20 protein-coding genes are annotated in these 21,344 nt (G+C 71.9%); 17 read left to right on the top strand and 3 right to left on the bottom strand.

Features of this window, described 5'->3' with window-relative positions; all coding sequences use genetic code 11:
* The first annotated feature begins 111 nt into the window (after nucleotides 1-111).
* The 14 genes from mpaB to IE269_RS08135 all read left to right on the top strand — a co-directional run bounded on the left by mpaB (nucleotide 112) and on the right by IE269_RS08135 (nucleotide 13,978).
* Nucleotides 112-1,203, top strand: a complete 1,092-nt coding sequence (gene mpaB, locus IE269_RS08200) for a daptide biosynthesis RiPP recognition protein (protein ID WP_189822148.1) — start codon at nucleotides 112-114, stop codon at nucleotides 1,201-1,203.
* Entirely contained in the window at nucleotides 1,200-2,048 is an 849-nt protein-coding gene (gene mpaM / locus IE269_RS08195) for a daptide-type RiPP biosynthesis methyltransferase (protein WP_189822147.1), read from the top strand. The genes mpaB and mpaM overlap by 4 nt, the downstream gene beginning before the upstream one ends.
* Entirely contained in the window at nucleotides 2,045-3,319 is a 1,275-nt protein-coding gene (gene mpaD / locus IE269_RS08190; RefSeq protein ID WP_189822146.1) for a daptide-type RiPP biosynthesis aminotransferase, read from the top strand. Before mpaM ends, mpaD begins: the two co-directional genes overlap by 4 nt.
* An 18-nt stretch (nucleotides 3,320-3,337) precedes the next feature.
* Nucleotides 3,338-4,564, top strand: a complete 1,227-nt coding sequence (gene mpaC, locus IE269_RS08185) for a daptide-type RiPP biosynthesis dehydogenase (RefSeq protein ID WP_189822145.1) — start codon at nucleotides 3,338-3,340, stop codon at nucleotides 4,562-4,564.
* Between the two features lie 63 nt (nucleotides 4,565-4,627).
* On the top strand, nucleotides 4,628-4,786 hold the full coding sequence (locus IE269_RS08180) for a daptide-type RiPP (protein ID WP_189822144.1): 159 nt from the start codon (nucleotides 4,628-4,630) through the stop codon (nucleotides 4,784-4,786).
* Between the two features lie 95 nt (nucleotides 4,787-4,881).
* Nucleotides 4,882-5,040 carry a daptide-type RiPP gene (locus IE269_RS08175; RefSeq protein WP_189822143.1) on the top strand — a complete coding sequence of 53 codons (159 nt, stop codon included), beginning with the start codon at nucleotides 4,882-4,884 and terminating at the stop codon, nucleotides 5,038-5,040.
* Between the two features lie 97 nt (nucleotides 5,041-5,137).
* Nucleotides 5,138-5,299, top strand: coding sequence for a daptide-type RiPP (locus IE269_RS08170; protein WP_189822142.1), 162 nt, complete (start codon nucleotides 5,138-5,140; stop codon nucleotides 5,297-5,299).
* 202 nt (nucleotides 5,300-5,501) lie between these two features.
* Nucleotides 5,502-7,163 (top strand): daptide biosynthesis intramembrane metalloprotease, encoded by a 1,662-nt coding sequence (mpaP, locus tag IE269_RS08165; protein WP_189822141.1) that lies wholly within the window; start codon nucleotides 5,502-5,504, stop codon nucleotides 7,161-7,163.
* An 81-nt stretch (nucleotides 7,164-7,244) separates the two neighbouring features.
* Nucleotides 7,245-9,836 carry a class III lanthionine synthetase LanKC gene (lanKC, locus tag IE269_RS08160; protein WP_189822140.1) on the top strand — a complete coding sequence of 864 codons (2,592 nt, stop codon included), beginning with the start codon at nucleotides 7,245-7,247 and terminating at the stop codon, nucleotides 9,834-9,836.
* Nucleotides 9,833-11,167 (top strand): YcaO-like family protein, encoded by a 1,335-nt coding sequence (locus IE269_RS08155; RefSeq protein WP_189822139.1) that lies wholly within the window; start codon nucleotides 9,833-9,835, stop codon nucleotides 11,165-11,167. Before lanKC ends, IE269_RS08155 begins: the two co-directional genes overlap by 4 nt.
* A 76-nt stretch (nucleotides 11,168-11,243) precedes the next feature.
* Nucleotides 11,244-12,128 (top strand): ABC transporter ATP-binding protein, encoded by an 885-nt coding sequence (locus IE269_RS08150; RefSeq protein WP_189822138.1) that lies wholly within the window; start codon nucleotides 11,244-11,246, stop codon nucleotides 12,126-12,128.
* Nucleotides 12,125-13,399, top strand: coding sequence for an ABC transporter permease (locus IE269_RS08145; protein WP_189822137.1), 1,275 nt, complete (start codon nucleotides 12,125-12,127; stop codon nucleotides 13,397-13,399). The genes IE269_RS08150 and IE269_RS08145 overlap by 4 nt, the downstream gene beginning before the upstream one ends.
* Nucleotides 13,400-13,488: 89 nt before the next feature.
* On the top strand, nucleotides 13,489-13,671 hold the full coding sequence (locus IE269_RS08140; RefSeq protein ID WP_189822136.1) for a hypothetical protein: 183 nt from the start codon (nucleotides 13,489-13,491) through the stop codon (nucleotides 13,669-13,671).
* Between the two features lie 52 nt (nucleotides 13,672-13,723).
* Nucleotides 13,724-13,978: a hypothetical protein gene (locus IE269_RS08135; protein ID WP_189822135.1), complete on the top strand. Its 255-nt coding sequence runs from the start codon at nucleotides 13,724-13,726 to the stop codon at nucleotides 13,976-13,978.
* A 97-nt stretch (nucleotides 13,979-14,075) separates the two neighbouring features.
* Here the strand turns inward: IE269_RS08135 and IE269_RS08130 are convergent, their stop codons facing one another.
* Entirely contained in the window at nucleotides 14,076-14,651 is a 576-nt protein-coding gene (locus IE269_RS08130; RefSeq protein WP_189822134.1) for a TerD family protein, read from the bottom strand.
* A 194-nt stretch (nucleotides 14,652-14,845) separates the two neighbouring features.
* Here IE269_RS08130 and arfB point away from each other — a divergent pair, with 194 nt between their 5' ends.
* Nucleotides 14,846-15,274 (top strand): alternative ribosome rescue aminoacyl-tRNA hydrolase ArfB, encoded by a 429-nt coding sequence (gene arfB, locus IE269_RS08125; RefSeq protein WP_189822133.1) that lies wholly within the window; start codon nucleotides 14,846-14,848, stop codon nucleotides 15,272-15,274.
* An 81-nt stretch (nucleotides 15,275-15,355) separates the two neighbouring features.
* Here arfB and IE269_RS08120 read toward each other — a convergent pair whose 3' ends face one another.
* Complete coding sequence (locus IE269_RS08120) at nucleotides 15,356-17,476, bottom strand: HEAT repeat domain-containing protein (RefSeq protein ID WP_189822132.1); 2,121 nt, start codon at nucleotides 17,474-17,476, stop codon at nucleotides 15,356-15,358.
* A gap of 84 nt (nucleotides 17,477-17,560) precedes the next feature.
* Nucleotides 17,561-18,163, bottom strand: coding sequence for a flavin reductase family protein (locus IE269_RS08115; RefSeq protein WP_189822131.1), 603 nt, complete (start codon nucleotides 18,161-18,163; stop codon nucleotides 17,561-17,563).
* A 322-nt stretch (nucleotides 18,164-18,485) separates the two neighbouring features.
* Here IE269_RS08115 and cdgB point away from each other — a divergent pair, with 322 nt between their 5' ends.
* Nucleotides 18,486-20,186: a diguanylate cyclase CdgB gene (gene cdgB / locus IE269_RS08110; protein ID WP_189822130.1), complete on the top strand. Its 1,701-nt coding sequence runs from the start codon at nucleotides 18,486-18,488 to the stop codon at nucleotides 20,184-20,186.
* A gap of 132 nt (nucleotides 20,187-20,318) precedes the next feature.
* Nucleotides 20,319-21,311, top strand: coding sequence for a carbohydrate-binding protein (locus tag IE269_RS08105; RefSeq protein WP_189822129.1), 993 nt, complete (start codon nucleotides 20,319-20,321; stop codon nucleotides 21,309-21,311).
* Nucleotides 21,312-21,344 lie beyond the last annotated feature (33 nt).

Genomic DNA, 21,344 nt, shown 5'->3' with positions numbered 1-21,344 from the left:
GCCCCCCGCATGACCTGGGCTTCGGCCCCCCTCAGACATTCAGCACCTGACATTGACCCGATGCCTCTGGAGGCAGACGGGAACGTACACCGACGAAGGATGTTCTCTGGCATGGACACGACAGGAGTGGGCTCCGCCGAGCCCGGCACGGCCTCCACCGGGGCCGATCCCCGCACGGCCCCCGCCGCCGACCGCAAGCGCCTCAAGGACCACCTCATCTCCTGGGCCACCGGCGCCCCCCTCAAGGGCACCCCCGGCCCCGGCGTCCAGACGCTCGTACTGAGCAACGCCGACCACGTCCCCGCCGTCGTGGCCGCCGGACTTGTCGGCCCCGGCACCCTGCTGCTGGCACCCCACGACGGGACCGGCGTCCCCGCCCCCGCCACGGGGTACGAGGGCAGCCTCACGGAACCCGGCGACGAGCTCTCCAACGGCCAGGACTTCTTCCTCCAGACCCACTCCTACGCCTCCAGCCCCTACATGACCGTCTTCGGCCCGACCGTCGTACGGCTGACGGACCGCCCCGACTTCGAGGCCTACCTCGCCGACGCCGACCGCGCCCTGACCGAAGGCGTCTTCCCCGACTTCCTCCTCACCTCCTCCGTGGTGCTCGCCGACGCCGGAGCCCTCGGCGGCAGCCACCACCCGGCGGACGGCCCCGCCGTACGGCTCTACGCCGACCCGGACGGGTTCGTCTCCACCACCCCGACCGGCGCCGTACTCGGCACGGTCCACGACAGCCTCGACACACTCACCCGGCGGTACGCCGGGATCGGCCCCGACGAAGCGGCACTGGGCGCGGTGGTCCCGGAGGACATCCGGGCCCAGGCCCTGCGCAGCCGCCCCTTCCTGCCCCGCTACCTCAAGGCCATCGCCGCGATGCGCATCCTGATGGCACACGGCAAGACCGGACTGCGGGTCTCCGGATTCGGCGCCCGGCTCACCCCGGAACTCGCCGCTGCGGGAGCCGACCTGGGCGACGCCACCCTGCCCCTGGTCGTCCACGGCGACTCCGAGACGTACATGGTGATCAGCGGCCGGCTCTTCGCGGTCCGCAGGGAGATCGCCCGCGCTCTGGAATGCCTCCTGGCCGCCCCCGAGCGCGTCACCGAACTCGTCCCCGCCGCCGAACTCGACCAGCTGGACGAGCTGCTCGCCCAGCACGGCGTCCGCCTCGACACCCCCCAGGTGGTAGCCGCATGAGCACCGCGACCCTGACCCCCGAAGCCCCCCTCACCCTCGAAGCGCCCCCGAACACCCACGCCGCCCGACGCGTCGCCGGGCTCGGCGACCGCGTACGGCTCTGCGGTCTGTACGACTCCCTCGGCGCCCCCCTCTACCAGGACCTCGCCACCTACGACGACCCCGAGACCCGGGCCCTGCTGAGCGCCGTGCGCACCGCTCCCGGAGCCGTGCTGGACCTGGCCGCCGGAGCGGGCCGCTTCACCCTCCCGCTCCTCGCTGCCGGCCGCGAGGTCACCGCCCTCGACCTGTCCGCCGACATGCTCGCCCTCCTGCACGCCGAACTCGGCAAGGCCCCCGCCTCGATGCGGGACCGCTGCACCGTCGTACAGGGCGACATGTCCGACTTCCAGCTCGGCGGTGTGCGCTTCCCGCACATCCTGCTCGGCACCACCTCGCTCTCCCTCCTGGACGGGAACGGCCGCAAGGGCCTGTTCCGCAGCGTCCTGGACCACCTGACCGACGACGGCCAGTTCCTGCTGACCGTCATGGAGCGCGGCGACGCCGAAGGCCCCGCCGAGACCGCCGTACGGGTCGCCGGAGCCAGCGGCACGGTCTACGAGCTGTACGAGCACTGGCCCGCCGGTGCCGACAGCCGGGCCGTCACCCTGATTCCCCTGCCCGCCGACGGCGCACCCGACGACGGCCCCACCACGGTCTGCACCGACCGCGTGGCCATCGTCAACCTCCCCGAGCTCGAAGCCGAGTTGACGGCCGCAGGGCTGACCGTCACCGCCCGCCAGCCCCTCACCCCGCCCGGCGAGCGTCACCGTGTGACGCTCCTGACCACGGAAGCCTCCCGATGACGACGACAGCGCTCTGGCCCTACCTCGTCCCGCCCTCCGGCCACGGCGACGACAGCATCTGCGCGGTCTCCGCGAGCGGACACCGCGTCACCTTCGCCGACGGCAGCACCCGCCTGGACGCCGACAGCGGACTGTGGAACGTCAACCTCGGCTACGGGAACGAGCGGATCGCCCAGGCCCTCGCAGAAGCCGCCGCCAACGCCTCCTACCTGGGAGCCTTCCGCTTCGAGAACGTCTACGCCCGCCGGGCGGCCGACGACCTGCTGCGGGTCTGCGGCCCCGACCACTACTCCCGTGTTCTCTTCTCCACCGGCGGCGGTGTCGCCAACGACGCCGTGATGAAGCTGGCCCGCATCTTCCACGCCGTGCAGGGCGCCCAGGGCCGCAATCTGATCGTCTCGCTGCGCGGCAGCTTCCACGGACTGACCTTCGGCGGCTTCGCCCTCACCGGCGAGGACCTCGGACAGCGCGTCTACGGAGTCGACCAGCGTCACATCCGGCACGTCTCGCCCAACGACACCGCCGAACTCGGCCGGCTGATGGCCTCCCTCGGCCATCGCGTCGCCGCCGTGATCGTGGAACCTGTCGTCGGCACCGGCACCGTCCCCCTCACCGAGGAGTACGTCGCCGAACTGGGCCGACTGCGCGACGAGTTCGGCTATCTCCTGGTCGCCGACGAGGTCGCCACCGGCTTCGGCCGCACCGGCCAGTACTTCGCCTCCGAGAGCTGGCCCGGCCGCCCGGACGTCCTGGTGACGTCCAAGGGCCTAACCAACGGGGCCTGCCCGGCAGCCGCACTGGTGATGTCCCGGCGGGTGAGCGGCGTACTCGAAGAGCACGACACCTTCTTCGCCCACGCCGAGACCCAGGGCGGCACCGCCCTCGTCGGCGCCGCCGTCAGCGCCACCATCGCCGAGATGGAACGCCTCGACGCCGTCGCGGCGGGACGCAACGTCGCCGCCTGGCTCCAGCAGGGGCTCGCCGAACTCGTCGAGCGGCACCCGCTCGCCCACGACACCACCGGTACGGGCTGCTTCCGCACCCTGCACCTGCGGCACGCCGACGGCAGCGAACTGTCCGGCGAGGACGTCGGCAACCTGGTCGCCCGGATCCGGAGCGCGGGCGCCATCGTCCACCCCGGCCCCTCCGGCGTCCAGCTCGTACCCGCCCTCACCTACTCCCGCGACGAGGTCGCCGAGCTTCTGACCTGCATCGAGGCGGGGATCGACACCCTGCTGCCCGCCACCGCCACCGCCACCGCCACCGCCTGAGCCGGAAGGAGCCGACAGATGCCCGCCGCACTCGATTCGTACGACCAGATCCCTGGCCTGCTCCGGGATCTGCGCCCCACCGGTGTGACCGTCCTGGCCGACCCGGCCGTGGCGGAGCACACCGTCACCGAGCAGGTCAGGGACCGTATCGCAGGAGCCGGGTACGCACCGGAACTGGTGTCGACCCCGGCGGTGGGCACACTGCCGGCCATCGAGGCCTTCGCAGCGGGGCTGGCAGACGGCGAGCTGGTCGTCGGGATCGGCGGGGGCAGCACCCTCGACTTCGCCAAGCTGGCGACCGCGATCAGCCGCAGCCCCGAAACCGTCCGCTACCTCACCGCGGGCCAGCGCAGTGGGCTGGTGGTACTCCCTGCGGCACTGGGGGAGTACGCGAACATCCTCGCGGTGCCCACCACCCTGGGCACCGGCACCGAAGCGGGACCCGTCGCCTGCTTCCCGTACGAGAGCGCCTCGTACGACAGCGTCAAACGCATCGCGATGGGCGAGGTCCTGCGACCGCGCGTCGCCCTCCGGGTGGCCGACGCGACCGAAACCCTGCCGGGGCCGCTCGTGCTGGACGGCGTGCTGGAAGCGATCTTCCGGACCGTCATCCCGTACACCAGTGACAGTGTTGACCTGCCCCAACAGGACGCCGCTGTAGAGGAGTTGGCCGGAGCCCTGCTGCTGGCCGGGGACGAGATCGCCCGCAGCCTGGCCGCCGGGAAGCCGGCGCCCGCAGCCGAGCGGCTGCGCGTCGCCGGGCTCAGCGCGGAGAGCCAGCTCGGTGCCATCAACGTCGGGCGCAGCCCGTACGCGGTGAAGTGCTGGGCGCTCGCCAACGAAGTCTCCACCACGCTCGGCCTGGCCAAGATGCGAGCCGTCGCAGCCATCTGGCCGCTCGTGTGGCGCAGGGCCCTGGCGGGGGACACCCGCTTCGGCAGCGCCGCCCGTATCCACCGGCTGTGGGGGCAACTCCGTCTCCACGCAACGTGGTTGGCGTCGGACCCGTACGACGGTCTGGAGCAGCTGATGCTGCGCTGGCAGATCGAGCACACCGTGCGCCTCCCCAGGGAGCTGCTGCGCACCGTCGCCCTGCGCAGCGTGCGCTCCTGGGGTGCCGGACTTCCCACCCTCGCCGGGTTGAGCGCCGATGACATCGCCGCGCTCCTCGACGAGGCCACCGAGTCGGCCGCCGCCCACGCGGCCGACTCCCACGAACTCCTTCCGGCGGGCCCGAGCGCCTGACCGGGAGGTGAAAACCGCACCACCCTTCCCATCCCTGAAGAAACAGAACAAGAGGAGATCACCATGAGCGACAACATCCAGGCCGTCGAGCAGGAGCTGGAACTCGTCGCCAACGAGCTGGAGATGCAGGAGCTGGAGCCCATCCAGGCCCCGGGCTGGAGCACCAGCATCGGCGTGAGCGTCGGCATCTCGATCGTCTCGGTCGCCGCGAGCCTCACCTGATCGAACCGGCCGGGGCCCGCCCGACGGCGGGCCCGCCGGATCAGCAACACCGCACCACACCTCACTCAACACACCACGCACACAAAGGAATTCACATGAACGAGAAGCTGGGCACCGTCGAGAACATCGAGACCAACGACCTCGTCGAGCTGGAGATGCAGGAGCTGGAGGCCCTTGAGGCTCCGGGCTGGGGCACCTTCTCCGTCGCCTTCTCCACCGGTGTCTCGGTCGGCGTCTCCGTCACCCTGACCTGATCCGGACCGGTAACGGCCGATCCGGGCCGGTATCCGACCGCTTCACCCTTCATCGCACCACCACCACGCAACACACCTCACAGAAAAGGGAATTCACATGAGCGAGAACCTGGGCACCGTCGAGAACATCGCCAACAACGAGCTCGTCGAGCTGGAGATGCAGGAGCTGGAGGCCCTGGAGGCCCCGGGTTTCTGGACGGGCGTCTCCACGGGCGTCGCGATCAGCGCCTCGGTCGCCACCTCCATCACCCTCACCTGAGCCGAACCGGCTTTGCGTCGACGAGTGAACTGACGCTGCGGGAGCCGGAGTTGCCCGACTCCCAGCTTCACCTCGGCTACCCGCTCGGGTGACCCCGAGGATCTGCGGTGGGCCGGCCGGCCACGGTTGGCCGGCCCCCCGCAGGGGTGTCGCACGATTCCCCACTCCCTGCCGCTGTTCCGTTCCCGTTAAGGAAACCTCCGTGAGTGCAGTCCTGATTCCACCGCCCCCGACAGAGACCTCGACCGAGTCCCTCCCCGAAGACCACACCCGGCAGCCCCGCCTCGCGCCCAGCGCCGAGGTCCACGCGCCGATCGACGGGCAGGGCAACTGGGTCCTCCAGCACGGCTCCCGCTACGTGCGGATCAACGAGCGCGTCGCCGAACTCGTCGAGGCGCTCGACGGCGAGCGCGACCACGAGGCCCTGGCCGACCGGCTGGGCCCCGGCTGGAACACCGAGCGGGTCGGCAGTGCCATCTCGCAACTGGACTCCCTCAAGCTCCTGGACGACGGCAAGACCGCACCGCCCAAGATCGCCCCGCGGTTCCTGATCGTCCCCCCGATGACGTTCCAGCTCACCGTGCTGCGGCCGGGACGAGCCATGCAGGCCCTGCGTCCCGTGTTCGCCCGCCTGTTCTCCAAGGGCGCCGTGGCGGCCGGGATTCTCTGCGTACTGGCCGGCGTGGTCGCCCTCGTCGCCCAGCACCAGGCGGTGGCCACCACCCTGAACAGCCCGATGTCCGCCGTCACCTTCGTCGGCGTACTGCTGGCCCTGCTGTTCGGTGTGTCGATCCACGAGCTGGGCCACGCCGCCGTCCTCATCCGGTACGGGGGCAAGCCGTCCCGCATCGGCGTGATGCTCTTCTACCTGATGCCCGCGTTCTTCTGCGACGTGTCGGACGCCTGGCGCCTGCCGGACCGCAAGCAGCGGGTCCACACCGCCCTCGCCGGGCCCGCCGTACAGACCTCGCTCGCCGCGCTCTCGGCCCTGGCGGCCTGGCCGATGGACGACTCAGTCGCCAAGACCTGCCTGCTCTTCTTCGCGATCAGCAGCTACGCGACGGGCCTGCTCAACCTCACCCCGTTCATCAAGCTCGACGGCTACATCGCCCTGATGAGCCACGTCGACACCCCGTACCTGCGGGACAAGTCGATGGCCGACGCCCGGCGCACCCTGGCCCGGCTCCTGTTCGGCGGCACGTACAAGCGTGAACTGCCCACCCGGTGGACGATCCTGTACGGCCTCGGCTGCCTCGCCTTCCCCCTGTACTTCATCACCACGGCGCTCGGCACCTGGATCGACACCATGCAGCGGGTCGGCTGGCTCGGACTGCTGCTGGCCTCCTCGGTCATCTCCTACGCCCTGTACCTGCTGGGCCGGGGCGGGGTCAGGCTGGCCGCCGAGGTCAAGGCGGCGGGCGTCAGCAGGGTGCGGGCGTGGACGGTCAGTGCCGCGCTCGTCGCCGCCGGGATCGGCGCACTGTTCCTGCCGGTCCAGCAGACCCTGGCCGCCGCCTACGTCACCGACGCCTCCGGCACTCGGGTGGTGCTGCCGCAGGGCAGCGCCGGCCAGCTGGTGCACGAGGGACAGCAGGTGAGCCTGCGCACCAACGGTCTGATCATGAACGACGACGTCGCCACCACCCGGATCGGCGCGGCCCCCGCGCAGCCGGCCGACGTCTCGGTCTCCGCCTTCTTCCCCATCGACATGGGCGACGCGGTGGGCATGCCCGCCACCGCCTTCGCCATCGACCTGGACCGGACTCCTTCGCCGGCCGACGGCACCGCCGAGGTCTCGGTGGGCGAGGTCCCGCTGTGGAAGTCGCTGTACCGGACGTACGTACTGCCCTTCCTGCCCAACTAGCCCGCAAGCATCGCCACTTACCCGACTTCCCCGGCCCGCCCTCACGACGACTGGCCTGCCCTTCGACCACTGGAGAACACCGTGCTCGACACCCGGTTCATCGACTTCATCCGAGCGGATTCACTGTTCTACGACGCCCCGGCCACCGAATCCGTCGGGGAGGACTTCCACGAGGGACGCACCCTCCCCGAGGGCTGGACCACCGTCCGGGGCCGCGAGTGGACCGTCTGCACCCCGCCGGAGAACCGCATCCCGGACCAGGGCTGGAAGATCCACGTCGCCGCTTCGCCCGGCAACGCCGCGGAACTCCTGGACGCGGTCGCCCCGTACTGCGTCGAGCACGGGCTCATGTACAAGTACATCTCCGACCTGGAGACCCTCGGCCGCCGGGGCAGCAAGTACGGCGACCGCAGCGCCAGCGGGAAGTTCATCACCATCTACCCGGTCGACGAGGCCGAGCTGAAGCAGACCCTCGACGACCTGGAGGAGCTGGTCGGCGGCGCCCCCGCCCCGTCCATCCTCAGCGACCTGCGCTGGAAGGAGGGTCCGCTGTACGTCCGCTACGGCGGCTTCGTACTGAAGACGACCCGTCTCAAGGACGGCACGCTGACCCCCGCGATCACCACCCCGGACGGCGAACTCGTCCCCGACCAGCGGCGGCCCGGCTTCCACACCCCCGACTGGGTCACGCTGCCGCCGTTCCTGGCCGAGGCCCTCGCCGAACGCCGCGGCCGCACCCTCGAAGACTTCCCCTTCCGCGTCTACAAGGCCCTGCACTTCTCCAACGGCGGCGGCGTCTACCGCGCCGTCGACAAGCGCGACGGCAACGAGGTCCTCCTCAAGGAGGCCCGCCCGCTCGCCGGCCTCGACGCCGCGGGCGACGACGCGGTCACCCGCCTGGAGCGCGAGCACTGGGCGCTGTCCCTGCTCGCCGGACTGCCCTCCGTCCCCACTCTGGTGGACGAGCGCAAGGGGCACGAGCACTACTTCCTGGCCCGCGAGTACGTCGACGGCACCCCGCTCACCGAACTGGTCCACCAGCGCCACCCGCACGGCTCCGCCGAGAACACCGCCCGCACCCGCGTCGAGTACACCCAGTGGGCGCTGCACATCCTCGACCAGGTCGCCGAGGGCATCGCCGCCATGCACGAGCGGGGAGTCGTCTTCGGCGACCTGCACCCGGGCAACATCCTGGTCGGCGCCGACGACAAGGTCGCCTTCATCGACCTGGAGACCGCCAGCCCGGTTGATGAAATGCGCCCGCAGGCCATGGGCTCGCTGGGCTTCCGCGCCCCGGGCCACCTCAGAGGCCCGGACGTCGACCTCTTCGCCCTCGACGTGCTGCGCCTGACGCTGTTCGTGCCGATGCCGCACGTGGTGCCATGGGGCACGGCCAAGATCCGCACCCTGCTGGACGCGGCGGTACGGGACTTCCCGCTGCCGCAGGAGTTCGTCGACCAGGTGGAGCGCGGGCTCGGCCCCGACGTCCTCGGCGCCCACACCGACTACGAGGTCCGCTGGCCGGTCGGCGGCGAACAGGGCGACACCCTGGCCGCCTCACTCGCCGCGTCCATCGTCGAGGCCGCCACCCCGGAGCGCTCCGACCGCCTCTACCCCGGCGACGTCATGCAGTTCATCGCCGCCGACGGAGGCGTCACCTTCGCCCACGGCGCGGCGGGAGTCCTGTGGGCCCTGCACCGGGCCGGGCACGACGCCCCCGCCGAGCACGTCCAGTGGCTGCTCGACCAGGCGGCCCAGGTCTCCGGCGAGGGGCCCGGCTTCTTCACCGGGCTCGCCGGAATCGCCTACACCCTCCAGGAGTTGGGCCACCACGCGGCCGCCGACGAGGTCCTGGACCGGGCCTTCGCCGCCTGCGACCCCAACGTCGGCTCCACCCTGGCCACCGGCATCTCCGGGCTCGGCCTCACCGCACTGCACTTCGCCACGGCACGCGGCGACGACCGCCGCCTCGCCCAGGCCCTGGAGCTCGCCGCACGGCTGCCCGACACCTCGGTGCCGCAGCGCTTCGGACTGCTGCACGGCCGCTGCGGCCGGGCCCTCTTCCTGCTCCGCCTCTTCGAACACACCGGTGACGGCGCGCTGTTGGACCAGGCCGTGGCCGAACTCCACGCCGACCTCGACATCATCGAGGGCCCCACCTTCGAGGACCGCTTCCTCACCCCCGGCCTCGAAGGCTCGGCGGGCATCGTGCTCACCCTGCGCGCCCTGCTCCCGCACACCCCCGACGACACCCGGCTGCACGCCGCGATGGAGCGCCTGACCGCGCTGCCGCACGGCGGCTTCGCCCTCTCCTGCGGCCTCCTCTACGGCCGGGCGGGCGAGATCCTGGTCCTCGCGGACGCGGCCGACGCACAGGACGAGGCCCAGCGCCGGGTCCTGCGCGCCCACCTCGACGCACTCGGCTGGGAGGCGCTCGCCGCCGAACCGGGCCGCGTCGACTTCCTCGGCAACCACGGCTACCGGCTCTCCACCGACCTCGGCACCGGCTCGGCGGGCGTCCTGGTGACGCTGGCGTCCCTGCGCGACGGGGCTCCGGCGCTGCCGTTCCTGGCACCGGAGGCGCCCCGTGCTGGTGCGGAGGCCGTGACGGCCGCCGAGGCGGCGTCCGTGCCCGCCGAGGAGGCCCCCGTGCCCGCCGAGGTGGCGTCGTGATCGACATCCCGGCCACCCTCGCCCCCGCCGCCGGGGTCGCCCTGCGCCACTCGGTGAGCCCGCCCCGCGCGGACGAACCGCTGTGGAGCAGCGCGGTCGAACTCCAGCCCGTCGGCAGCCTGAAGGGCCTCGAAGGCTTTCAGTCGTACGAGGACGGCTCGGGGTACGAGGACGGCTCGGGCCGCGGGATCGGCACCGGCGCGGACCTCCCGCCCTCCGCCCGCTTCGCCGGAGCCAGCGGCTCCACCCGCAACGACGCCCTGCTGAGGGGCACGGGCGAGGCCGTTGAGCGCCGCGCCCTGCACCCCTCGGCCGCCCACCGGGCCCGCTTCGCCGCCGCCGCGGAACTGGACTCCGTAACCCTGCGAACCCTGTACGCGTTCCACCCGGACCACGCCCTGGCCCACCCGGACGCCGCCACGGCCGCCATGCCCTGGTACGAGGCCGAGGACGTGGCCACCGGGGCACCGGTCCTGGTGCCCGCCGACTGCGTCGACTGGCCCGCCCGCTCCACCTCGGCGGCGCTCTTCGACCCGAGCCCGTCCGGGGCGGCGGCCGGCCGCAGCTACGAGTCCGCGCTCGGCGCGGCGATGGTCGAGGTCATCGAGCGCGACGCCTTCACCGTCGCCTGGGGCCGCCAACTGCGTCTTCCGACGTACGTGCCGTCGCCCGCCGACACCGCACTCGAAGCGGTCTGGCAGCGGGCCGGGGCGGAGGGGACCGTGCCCTTCCTGGCCCGCATCCCCACCGCAGTGCCCGAACTCTGGTGCATGACCGCCTGCTTGATCGACCCCGAAGCCCCGGGGGCCCTCGCCTCCGTGGGCATGAAGGCCTCGACCGACCCGGCCGAGGCCGCGGTGAAGGCCTTTCAGGAGGCGTGGCAGGTACGCACCGCGCTGCGGGCACTGCACCGGCAGGAGGGCGACCCCGGTCCCGTCGCCTCGGTGGTGACGGAGCACGACCGGCTCGCGTACATGCTGACCCGGCCCGCGTACGAGTCCGTACGCGACTGGGTGGACGGCTTCCAGGCGCCGGAGCCGCTTCCGTCGACTCCCGCCGCTCGCCTGCCGGTTGCCGAGATCACCCGGGCCCTGACCGCCGACGGGGCCGCCCCCCTCGCCGTCGGCCTCACCCACCGCCTCTCCCCGGCCGTCGCCGCGATGGGGTGGCACGTGGTGAAGGTGCTGGCCCCCGGATACCAGAACCTCCGGATGGACGAGACCCAGGACTGGAGCTGGCACCGGCCCCGTCTGGCGTCGGCCGTCGAACGCACCGGCTGCCAGGCCCGCGTGGACGACCCACGCGACGTCGCCCCCCACCCCCTGCCCTGAACCAGGGCACACCCCCACGCCCCGGCTCGCGCGAGCCCCACGAACGTCGAGAGACCGAGCTGAGAGAGACAGACAGATGTTGGAACTGAAGGAACTTGTACGGGACTTCGACAGCAACCGCGCCGTCGACCACGTGTCCTTCCGGGTCTCCGGCGGCCGGCTGACCGGGTTCGTCGGCGGGAACGGCGCGGGCAAGACCACCACCATGCGCATGATCATGGGAGTGCTCGCCAAGACCGACGGCCGCATCCACTGGGACGGCGAGCCCGTGACGGCCGCCGACCGCCGGGACTTCGGCTACATGCCGGAGGAGCGCGGCCTCTACCCCAAGCAGTCCGTCCTCAGCCAGCTCGTCTACCTCGCCAGACTGCGCGGCCAGGACGCGGCCCCCGCCCGCGCCCACATGCTCGAACTCCTCGAACGCCTCGGCCTCGCCGAGAAGAGCCAGGCCAAGCTGGAGTCCCTCTCCCTCGGCAACCAGCAGCGCGTCCAGATCGCCGCCGCCCTGCTCGGCACCCCCAAACTCCTCGTCCTCGACGAGCCCTTCTCCGGCCTCGACCCGCACGCGGTCGACACCATGGCCGAACTGCTGCGGGAGTATGCCGACGCCGGCGTTCCGGTGCTCTTCTCCTCGCACCAGCTCGACCTGGTCGAGCGCCTCTGCGACGACCTGGTGATCATGACCCGCGGCCGGGTCGTCGGCCAGGGCACCGCCGACGAGCTGCGCCACCGCGACAGGCCCCGCTTCCACCTGGTCACGGGCTCCCCGGCGGGCTGGGCCCGCGCACTGCCCGACGTCACGGACCTCGAAGAACTCCCCGACGGCGCACGGGTGGAACTGCGCCCCGACACCGACCCGGGCCTGCTCCTCGCCGAAGCCCTGCGCAGGGGCCCCGTGCACGCCCTGACCCCCCTCGTCCCCAGCATCGCCGACATCTACCGGGAGATGACCGCCGCATGAGCGCCATGACCCAGACCCCCGAGACCGACACCGAGACCGCTCCGGCGCCCACCGCACCCGTGTCCTCCCCCGAAGCCCCTCGGCCCCGTACGCGTACGACCAGGAGCGCCGCACCCTGGCGGATCGTCGCCGCCCGCGAGATCCAGGTGAAGCTGACCAACCGCGGCTTCCTGGTGTCGACCTTCGTCACCCTCGCCCTGATCGTGGGCGCGATCGGCCTCCAGCTCTTCCTCGCCGACTCGATGGGGAAGATCACCGTCGCGGTCGTCGACCAGAAGAGCGGCCAGATCGCGGGGCTGGGCGAGAAGCTGGCCCGCCAGTCCGACCAGGACGTCACCATCTCCGTACGCCAGGAGTCCTCCGCCGACGCCGTGCGCGAGACCGTACGGTCCGGGGAGGCCGAGGCCGGTCTGCTGTACGAGAAGGGCGGCTGGACCCTGCTCGGCGACACCGGCCAGAACGACGTGGCCGCCACCTGGATCGGCGCCGCCGTCCAGAACTCCGCCCTCGCCGCGAACGCCCAGGACGCGGGCACCAGCATGGAGGCCCTGAGCAAGGGCGCCCAGCTCCACCACACCGTCCTCTCCACCGACAAGGCCCCCGAGGGCGCGGTCAAGATGACGGCCTACTTCTTCGGCTTCCTCTTCTACCTCGCCTCCGTCCTCCTCGGCTCCGCGCTGGCCACCAGCGTCGTGGAGGAGAAGCAGAACCGCATCGTCGAACTCATCGCCTCCTCGGTCCCGCTGCGCGCGCTCCTGGTCGGCAAGATCGTCGGCTCCACGCTGCTGGCGCTCGCCCAGATGACCCTGTTCTGCCTGGTGGGTGCGATCGGGCTGCTGGCCACGGGCGAGACGGCGATCCTCACCGACGTCGTCGGCGGAATGGGCTGGTTCCTGGTCTTCTACGTCGTCGGCATCGCAGTCCTGGCCTGCCTGTACGCGGCGGCGGGCGCGCTCGCCACCCGCAGCGAGGACGTCCAGGCGACCACGACGCCCGTCAACGCGGTCACCGCACTCGTCTTCATCATCGGCATCGCCGCCTCGGGCGGCATGCGCGAGATCCTCTCCTTCATCCCGCTGACCTCGACGGTCACCATGCCGGCCCGGGTCCTGGCGGGCGAGGTCACCTGGTGGGAGCCGGCCGTCGCCCTCGCCCTGTCGCTCGCCGCAGCCGCGGCCATCGTGACCCTCAGCAGCCGGGTCTACCGCCGGGCCCTGCTCCAGACCGACCGGAAGCTCTCCTTCGGCCAGGCCCTGAAGCTCGGCGACTGACCCCTCCCGTACGGACGCACCGACTCACCGGCCACCGACCGGGCCGGTACCGCAAGAAACCCCACCCCCCACCGAAAGGAACCCCCACCATGAGCACCACCTCCCGTACCCGCGCCCCCTACGCCGCCCTGCTCGCCGCGCTCGCCTGCGCGGAGGTCGCGGTGCTCGCCAGCGGTGCCGCCGACGGCGTCCGCTACGGAGTGGGCGCGGTGGTCGCGCTCGCGATCGTGGCGCTGGTGGCGCGCTTCCCCAAGACAGGCGAAACCCGCTGACCGCGCCTTCTCTCCACCCCCTGTCCCACCCTCTCTCCAGTCGGAGCAGTTCATGAACACGGCCAAGCACACGTCGCACCAGGTGTTGATCACCGGCCCCGCCGGGGCGCCCCCGGAGACCGCGGCGATCCGCTTCATGGCCCTCCTCCCGGCCGGCTGGCAGGCCGAGCCGGTGGAGTTCCTCGCGAACGCCGCCCGCCTGCGCCTCACGGCTCCGGCGGCGGCCACGGCGGAGGAGTTCGCCCGTACGGCCAACGAAATCCTGGCCCAACAGGGCCTGCGGGACTGGTCGTTGTCCAAGAGCTGACAGGGACGACCGAGGGCCCCGGCCACCGACCCGCACGAGGCGGGAAGGCGGCCGGGGCCCTCGACTACGTACTGCTGCGGCTGCGTACCGCTGCGACTCAGACGCTGACGCCGAAGTCCTGCGCGATGCCCGACAGACCCGAGGCGTAGCCCTGGCCGACCGCGCGGAACTTCCACTCCGCACCGTTGCGGTACAGCTCGCCGAAGACCATCGCGGTCTCGGTGGCGGCGTCCTCGCTCAGGTCGTAGCGCGCGATCTCGGCGCCGCCGGCCTGGTTCACGATGCGGATGTACGCGTTGCGGACCTGGCCGAAGTTCTGCGAGCGGGACTCCGCGTCGTAGATGGAGACCGGGAAGACGATCTTGTCGATGTCGGCGGGCAGACCGGCCAGGTTGACGTTGATCTGCTCGTCGTCGCCCTCGCCCTCGCCGGAGCGGTTGTCGCCGGTGTGCACGATGGTCTGGTCCGGCGTCGCCTTGTTGTTGAAGAAGACGAAGTGACCGTCCGAGTAGACCTTGCCCGCCGCGTTCACCGCGATGGCCGAGGCGTCGAGGTCGAACTCCGTGCCCGTCGTCGTGCGGACGTCCCAACCGAGGCCGACCGTGACGGCGGTCAGGCCCGGGGCCTCCTTGGAGAGCGAAACGTTGCCACCCTTGCTGAGGCTGACTGCCATGGGATGTCCCTTTCCTCGTGCGTCATGTGCGGGCTTCGGTACGAGTCCCGAAGCTACCGTCACCCCATCTAACGCGGCCAGGGTCCCCGGAAGTTCCAGCTCGGCCCGGTTCTCTTTACTTTCTTTACGCAGACGTACGCCCGCTCCCCGAAAACGGTGTGACGGGACGCCGCCCGAGCAGGGACTATGGACGCATGTCCGGGCCCTACATCATCCGTGGCTCCGTCTCCCTCCCGGAGGCCGAGCTCATGTGGCGTTTCTCCAGGTCGTCGGGGCCCGGCGGGCAGCACGTCAACACGTCCGACACCCGCGTCGAGCTGCGCTTCGACCTCGCGAAGACCGAGGCGCTGCCCGAGGTGTGGAAGGCACGCGCCCTGGAGCGGCTGGCCGGACGGCTGGTCGACGGGGTCGTCTCCGTGCAGGCCGCCGAGCACCGCTCGCAGTGGCGCAACCGCGAGACCGCCGCCGTACGCCTCGCCTCCCTGCTCGCGGAGGCGTCCGCCCCACCGCCCAAGCCCCGCCGCGCGACCAAGATCCCGCGCGGGATCAACGAGCGGCGGCTGCGCGAGAAGAAGCAGCGCAGCCAGACCAAGGGCGGCCGGTCGGGCCGCGACTGGCACTAGGACCTCGCAGCTCAGCCGGCACTATGACCTGTCAGCTCAGCCGGCACTATGACCTGTCAGCCCAGCTAGCACCAGGACCTCTCAGCCCAGCCGGCTCAGGACCGACCTGCACAGGTGCAGCAGCTCCCGGTCGGCGGACGCGCTCCGGAAGTAGCTGCCCTGCGGCCGGGACAGTTCGTCGCGGATGCGCGGGAGTGCCGGTGCGGCTGCCGGTCCCATCCTGTCGAGGCACTCCACGACGAAGGTCGCGGTGCAGTCGTTCTCCTCCCACGCCGCCAGGAGCGCGTCGACGACCACGGCCGCCTCGGCCTCGCCCCCGACGTCCCACAGCGCGGCAGCCGCGTGCACGCGCCGCCACTCGGAGCTCTTCGTCGTGATCTCCCGCAGCCGCGGCAGCGCGAGCACGGCAGCCGGTCCGATCCGCCCGAGCACATCGGCCGCGTCGGCCGCCTTGTAGGTGTCGAGCAGGGCGAGCAGCCGAGGGACGACGTCGGCCGCATCCCCTTCGAGCGCCCACAGCGCGGCCGTCGCGGCCATGCGTACGGACAGGTCCTCCGCCTCTGCCAGGGGACGCACCTCCCCGGGCGCGGGCGCGGCCGCAGGGCCGATCGCGGTGAGCGCCTCCAGGGCCGAGCAGGCGGTGCTCCACTGTTCATGACGTACGGACTGGGTGAGCGCGTGAACCAGCGCGGGCACGGCCCCCGCATCCCCCAGCCGGCCGAGCGCGGACGCCAGGGCGTGCGGGTTCGTCACGGGCCACTCCTGCGAGAAGTCGACACCGGTGAGGTCGCGCGCGAGCCGGGGGACCAACTCCCCGGCACCTGCGCCGATGCCGCCCGCGACCAGCACGGCCCGCCAGGAGTCGACCCCGCTGTCCAGGCCCACCAGGACACAGGGCAGCGCACGCGGGTCGCCGAGGCCCGCCAGCGCCAGGACGGCCTCCTGGTGGGCCTGGCGCACCAGCGCCTGCGGCGCGGCCCACACCTCGGGGCCGTGGGTGTCGCGCCGTGCGCCGACGTACGAGGCGAGGGCCTCGCGGGCGGGTTCCGCGTCGGTGCCCAGGGCGGCGAGGCACTTGGCCGCCTCGGCGGAGGTGTACGCGTCCTGCGGGTCGAGGCAGTCCGCCACCAGCAGGACGAGCGCGGAGTGGTCGCCGCGCACGGTGTTGATCAGCCGCGTGGCCATGCCGATGGCGTCGTAGCGGGTGCCGGAGTCGGGGCTGCGGAGCTGTGCGGCGAGCAGGGCGGTGCGCTCGGGCACACGGGTGCCCAGCGCCTCGTGGAAGGTGGTCAGGAGGGCGGTGGTCGGCGCGTGGGTGCGGCCGTGCCGGGCCAGGTCCGTGAAGGCGGCGGCTATGTGCGGGGGTGCGCCCTGGGACACGGCCTCCTGCTGCTCCTGCGCGGCCCGCTCGGCGTCGGCGCACGGGCAGGTGCCGGACGAGTCGTGGCAGGTGTCTGTGGGTCCCGGTTCCGGCGCGGGGGTCAGGCGGCGCAGCAGCTCGATCGCCGTCGGTACGGTGTCGGCGACGATGGCCCCGGGGTCGCAGTGCGCACGCTGCACGAGGGCGCCGAGCCGGATCGCGGTGTCCGTCGCCGGGTCGTCGGCCAGGGCGTCGAACCGGGCCACGACGGCGTCCTTCGTGGCGGGCAGCCGCAGCGCGAGGGTGGCCATGGTCTCGACGACCAGCAGCCGTTCCGCCGTGTCCGACGCCGCCCCGAGCCGCTCGCCCAGGACACCGACGGCCCGCCCGGCGTCGTCGAGGAAGAGCCCCAGCCCCTCCAGGGCCGCCCGCCGCACCAGCGGGTCCGGCTCCGAGGCGTAGGCGACGAAGGAGTCGGCGTGTGCGCGCATGATCGCCGCGCAGTCCGCGTACGCCGTCGTCACCTCGCCGTCCGAGCCGAACCGGAGACCGCCGTCGTCGCGTTCGACGGCCGAGCTTCCGAGGGCGAGCAGCAGGGCGACGATCCCGGCACGGTCCGGGGTCGCGGGGTCGTCCGCCAGGGCGAAGAGGAACGGCAGGGCGGCGGTCGTGGAGTCGTACAGATCCCCCTGATGACTGACCGCGTGGAAGAACGCGGTGCGCGCCTCCTTCCGGGCCGAGGGATCGGCCGAGGTCATGGCCCGCAGCAGGGAAGGGATGCGCTCGCCGTCGTCGTCCAGGGAAGCCCAGTCGACGCCGTCCAGCTCAAGGTCGTTGATCATGTCCGGACTATGGCACCGGGCACTGACAACGGGGACGGACGGCGGGGACGGACGACGGGGACGGACGACGGACGGCGGGCGGCTTTACGAGAGCTGCCGGTACCTGCCCCGGAAGTACGTCAGCGGCCCGCCGTCCGCACTCGGCAGGTCCACCGCGAGCACCCGGCCGATGACCAGCGTGTGGTCGCCCGCCTCCACCCGCTGTTCCGTACGGCACTCCACGACCGCCAGCGAGCCGCCCACCAGCGGAGCCCCCGACACCTCGCCGCGCCTCCACGGGATGTCCTCGAAGAGCAGACGGTCACTCAGTCGGCCCTTCATCGCGAACCGGCCCGCGATGTGCCGCTGGCTCTCGGAGAGCAGCGAGACCGCCCACAGGGGCTGTTCCGCGAGGAGGTCGTCCATCCGGGAGCCGTTGCGCAGACTGACCATCACCAGCGGCGGCTCCAGCGACACCGACATGAACGCCGTCGCGGTCATCCCGACGTCCTCGCCGTAGGGACCGCCGTCCGCGTCATGGGCCGTCACCAGCGTCACGCCCGCCGTCAGGCGGGACATCGCGGCACGGAACTCGTCATCGCTCACCCCTTCAGGATGGGGGATCGACGCGGGGCGGGGCGAAGGGAGGGGGCTTTGCGGGGTGGCTTCAGTCGTCTGCAACACATGATCAACGCTAGGCGGCACCATGCCCCCGGCACATCGGGCATAGGGACCAGACAGGACCTAGGTCCCCCCTCGCGACAGGCCCTCCACCGGCCCTCCACCGGGCCCGGCCGTCCTCCGTTCGCCGCCCGTTTTCGGCCACACGGGTGCCCTCAGCAGCGCGGGAGCGCTCCCACGCCCGAAACATCAACTTCCGGTCATCGCTTGTGACTTGAGTCACAGAGCGAACTAATTGTTGACCCTGTGTACCGAGAGGGCAGCGCGCTGTGATTCAGTGGCGGTGGCAATCGGACGATGAGAAGCCTGGAGTTGCTGTCGTTGCTGTCGAGGTCTCGGGGAGCGGGTCATGGAGGCCGAGTCGGAGCCGTACGTCCGTCTTGCGACCCTGCGGCAACTGCACCAGGTGGTCGCTGACCTCAACACCGCACGCAGTCTGTCGGACACCGTGCAGGCCGTCGCCGACGGCATCGTCACCGGTCTCGGGTACGAACTGGCGTGTGTGAACCTCGTACGCCCCGACGGCGACCTGGTGGTGGCCGCGTTCGCCGGGAACACGGCGGCGGAGGCCCTGATCACCGGGCGCGTCGGCTCGCGCGGCTCGTGGGAGCGGCGGCTGTCGATGGGGGAGCGTTGGGGCGCCCTCCACTTCATCCCGCACCACGAGGGCTGGGTGCTCACCGAGGACGACGTCCCGCAGTGGCACACCGAGGGCCCCGACCCCCGCTTCGCCGACGAGTGGCACCCGAGCGACCGCCTGTACGCGCCGATGTACGCCTCGGGCGGCGACGGCGAGCTGATCGGCGTGATCTCCGTCGACCGCCCGCGCGGCGGACGCCGCCCCGGCGCCTGGGGCCAGGAAGCCCTCACCATGTACGCCTCCCAGGCCGCCATCGCCATCATCAACGCCCGGCTGCGCTCCAACATGCAGCGCGCCCTGGTCCGCCTGGAACGCGAGCAGCAGGCCCTGCGCGCCAGTGAGGAATCCTTCCGCCAGGCCTTCGAGTACGCACCCAGCGGCATGGCCATCGCCGAGATGGGCGGCGACCAGCACGGCCGCCTGCTGCGCACCAACGACGCCCTCTGCCGTCTTCTGGGCCGCCCCGCCTCCGCCATGCGCCGCTACTCCTTCGCGGACCTCGTCCACCACGAGGACGTCGGCACGCTGCTCCGTACGTCCGCGGAGGGCGGCCGCGCCGAACTGCGCCTCCAGCGCCGCGACGGCACCTTCGTCTGGGTCAACCTGCGCAACTCCGTCGTCGCCGACACCGCCGACGGCCCCCGCTTCCTGCTCACCCACGTCGAGGACATCGAGGAACGCAAGCGCCACGAGCTGCACCTCGCGCACCGCGCGTCCCACGACTCCCTCACCGGCCTGCCCAACAGCGCGGAGCTGAGAGCCCGCCTCTCCGCCCGCCTGTGCCGCCGGCCGCACGCCGTACGCGCAACGGCGGTCGAGGCCCTGGACGCCGCGTACGACAACGCCTACGACCAAGGGCTGACGTACGACGACGGCACCACGGCGTACGACGACGGCTTCTACGGCGATCCGATGGGCGAGGGCGACCCCGCCTTCTACGACCACCACGTGCACACGGTCGCGCCCCAGGAGGGCGTGGGGGAGGGTGTTCCCGGCCACCCCGACGACGGCACGAAGGGTCTGGCCGTCCTCTTCTGCGACCTGGACGGCTTCAAGTCCATCAATGACCGTTTCGGCCACCAGGCCGGTGACGCGGTTCTGATCGAAGTCGCCCGCCGTCTGACCACTTGTGTCCGGGACGGCGACACCGTCGCCCGCCTCGGCGGCGACGAATTCGTCGTCCTCGCGGACGGCCTCGGCAGCGCGGACGCCGCCGACCTCGCGGTCCGCCTGCGCAACGCGATCATCCCGCCGATCCGCGTGGACGGGAGGGCGGTCCGCGTGGGTGCCAGCTTCGGCATCGGGTGGGCGGAGTGCGGGATGACGGTGGAGGAGGTCCTCCAGTCCGCCGACCAGCGCATGTACATCGAGAAGCGGTCGCGGTCGAAGGTCCACCGCCGGGCGGGGTAGTCCCGCGCGCGTACCTTCCCGCTCCTGCCCGGACGCATGCTGTGGTCAACGTCCCGGAGGCCGTTCGCCCGCACCAGGTAGGCTCGCCCGGTCGGCGACGCTGGCGGGAACATGGTGAGGAGTGACGCTGGGATGACGGCCGGGAACAACGGCACGGGCACGACCGAGGACGACGATCCGTTCGGCTACCTCTACGAGGACGGACGTGCGGCGGGCGCTCAGCCGCCGAGCTCGGGCGGCGGCTACGGCTACCCGGGACCGAGCTCGCAGCGCGGGGTGCCCAGGACCTCGTACAACCAGGTCCGGCCGGTCGGCGAGCGCCAGTACGGGCAGCAGGGTCAGCAGGGCGGCCAGCAGTCGACGCAGGCCTTCCCGCAGCAGGGCCAGCAGCCGTACGGGCAGCCCAACGCGCACTACGCGGCCCCCGAGACGCAGCAGGGCGGGTCCCCGTCCGGTCCGCCCCCGTACCAGGGCGACCAGCGCGGCGGCGGCGGTCGCGGGCGCGGCCCCAACACGAAGGGCCTGCTGATCGGCGCGATCGCGGTGGTCGCGGCGGTGGTGATCGGCATCGGCGTGGCGCTGCTGGGCGGCGACGACGACAAGAAGGATCAGGCGTCCGACAAGGGCGGTACGACCTCCGGCCAGGAGCAGAAGCCGTCCCCGACGACGGAACCGACCCAGGACGAGAAGCCGCCGGCGGAGCTGCCGAAGTCGGATGCGGCGATGTTGCAGTTGTCGACGGGGCTGAGCTCGACGAACACGGTGCCGGGCGCGAGTTCGGAGACCGGGACCTACGTCCCGCTGAGCACGCCGGGCGCGTCGGCGACCTGGAACGTGAAGGTGCCCAAGGCGGGCAAGTACACGCTGTCCGCCAACTACGGCATCCCGGGCAAGGACGCCAAGGCCGACCTCTCGGTCAACGGCAAGCCGCACAACACCGGCGTGAACATGAAGAACTACGGCCGTTCGCCCGAGGGGGACTGGGAGAAGGGCTGGCAGAACACCTACTCCTTCGTGATGCTCAAGGAGGGCGACAACACCTTGGTGATCTCGTGCGCCTCCGGCTGCGAGGCCAACCTCGCGGCGGTGTCGCTGCACCCGGGCTGGGCAAAGCCCAGCAGCTAGCGGGTCCTTGACCGCCTAAGCGAGAGGGCCCCT

Source organism: Streptomyces spiroverticillatus (assembly GCA_014650415.1).
Classification (GTDB): domain Bacteria; phylum Actinomycetota; class Actinomycetes; order Streptomycetales; family Streptomycetaceae; genus Streptomyces; species Streptomyces spiroverticillatus.
Note: the sequence above shows the minus strand (reverse complement) of the source record. Positions and strands in the feature narration are given on the sequence as shown.

Coding starts and splice junctions, on each gene's coding strand:
- mpaD (WP_189822146.1), top strand. CDS start 2,045: ATGACGACGACAGCGCTCTGGCCCTACCTCGTCCCGCCCTCCGGCCAC.
- IE269_RS08140 (WP_189822136.1), top strand. CDS start 13,489: ATGAGCACCACCTCCCGTACCCGCGCCCCCTACGCCGCCCTGCTCGCC.
- IE269_RS08145 (WP_189822137.1), top strand. CDS start 12,125: ATGAGCGCCATGACCCAGACCCCCGAGACCGACACCGAGACCGCTCCG.
- mpaC (WP_189822145.1), top strand. CDS start 3,338: ATGCCCGCCGCACTCGATTCGTACGACCAGATCCCTGGCCTGCTCCGG.
- IE269_RS08170 (WP_189822142.1), top strand. CDS start 5,138: ATGAGCGAGAACCTGGGCACCGTCGAGAACATCGCCAACAACGAGCTC.
- mpaM (WP_189822147.1), top strand. CDS start 1,200: ATGAGCACCGCGACCCTGACCCCCGAAGCCCCCCTCACCCTCGAAGCG.
- IE269_RS08135 (WP_189822135.1), top strand. CDS start 13,724: ATGAACACGGCCAAGCACACGTCGCACCAGGTGTTGATCACCGGCCCC.
- mpaB (WP_189822148.1), top strand. CDS start 112: ATGGACACGACAGGAGTGGGCTCCGCCGAGCCCGGCACGGCCTCCACC.
- IE269_RS08115 (WP_189822131.1), bottom strand. CDS start 18,163: ATGGTGCCGCCTAGCGTTGATCATGTGTTGCAGACGACTGAAGCCACC.
- IE269_RS08130 (WP_189822134.1), bottom strand. CDS start 14,651: ATGGCAGTCAGCCTCAGCAAGGGTGGCAACGTTTCGCTCTCCAAGGAG.
- IE269_RS08175 (WP_189822143.1), top strand. CDS start 4,882: ATGAACGAGAAGCTGGGCACCGTCGAGAACATCGAGACCAACGACCTC.
- IE269_RS08150 (WP_189822138.1), top strand. CDS start 11,244: ATGTTGGAACTGAAGGAACTTGTACGGGACTTCGACAGCAACCGCGCC.
- IE269_RS08105 (WP_189822129.1), top strand. CDS start 20,319: ATGACGGCCGGGAACAACGGCACGGGCACGACCGAGGACGACGATCCG.
- arfB (WP_189822133.1), top strand. CDS start 14,846: ATGTCCGGGCCCTACATCATCCGTGGCTCCGTCTCCCTCCCGGAGGCC.
- cdgB (WP_189822130.1), top strand. CDS start 18,486: ATGGAGGCCGAGTCGGAGCCGTACGTCCGTCTTGCGACCCTGCGGCAA.
- IE269_RS08120 (WP_189822132.1), bottom strand. CDS start 17,476: ATGATCAACGACCTTGAGCTGGACGGCGTCGACTGGGCTTCCCTGGAC.
- IE269_RS08180 (WP_189822144.1), top strand. CDS start 4,628: ATGAGCGACAACATCCAGGCCGTCGAGCAGGAGCTGGAACTCGTCGCC.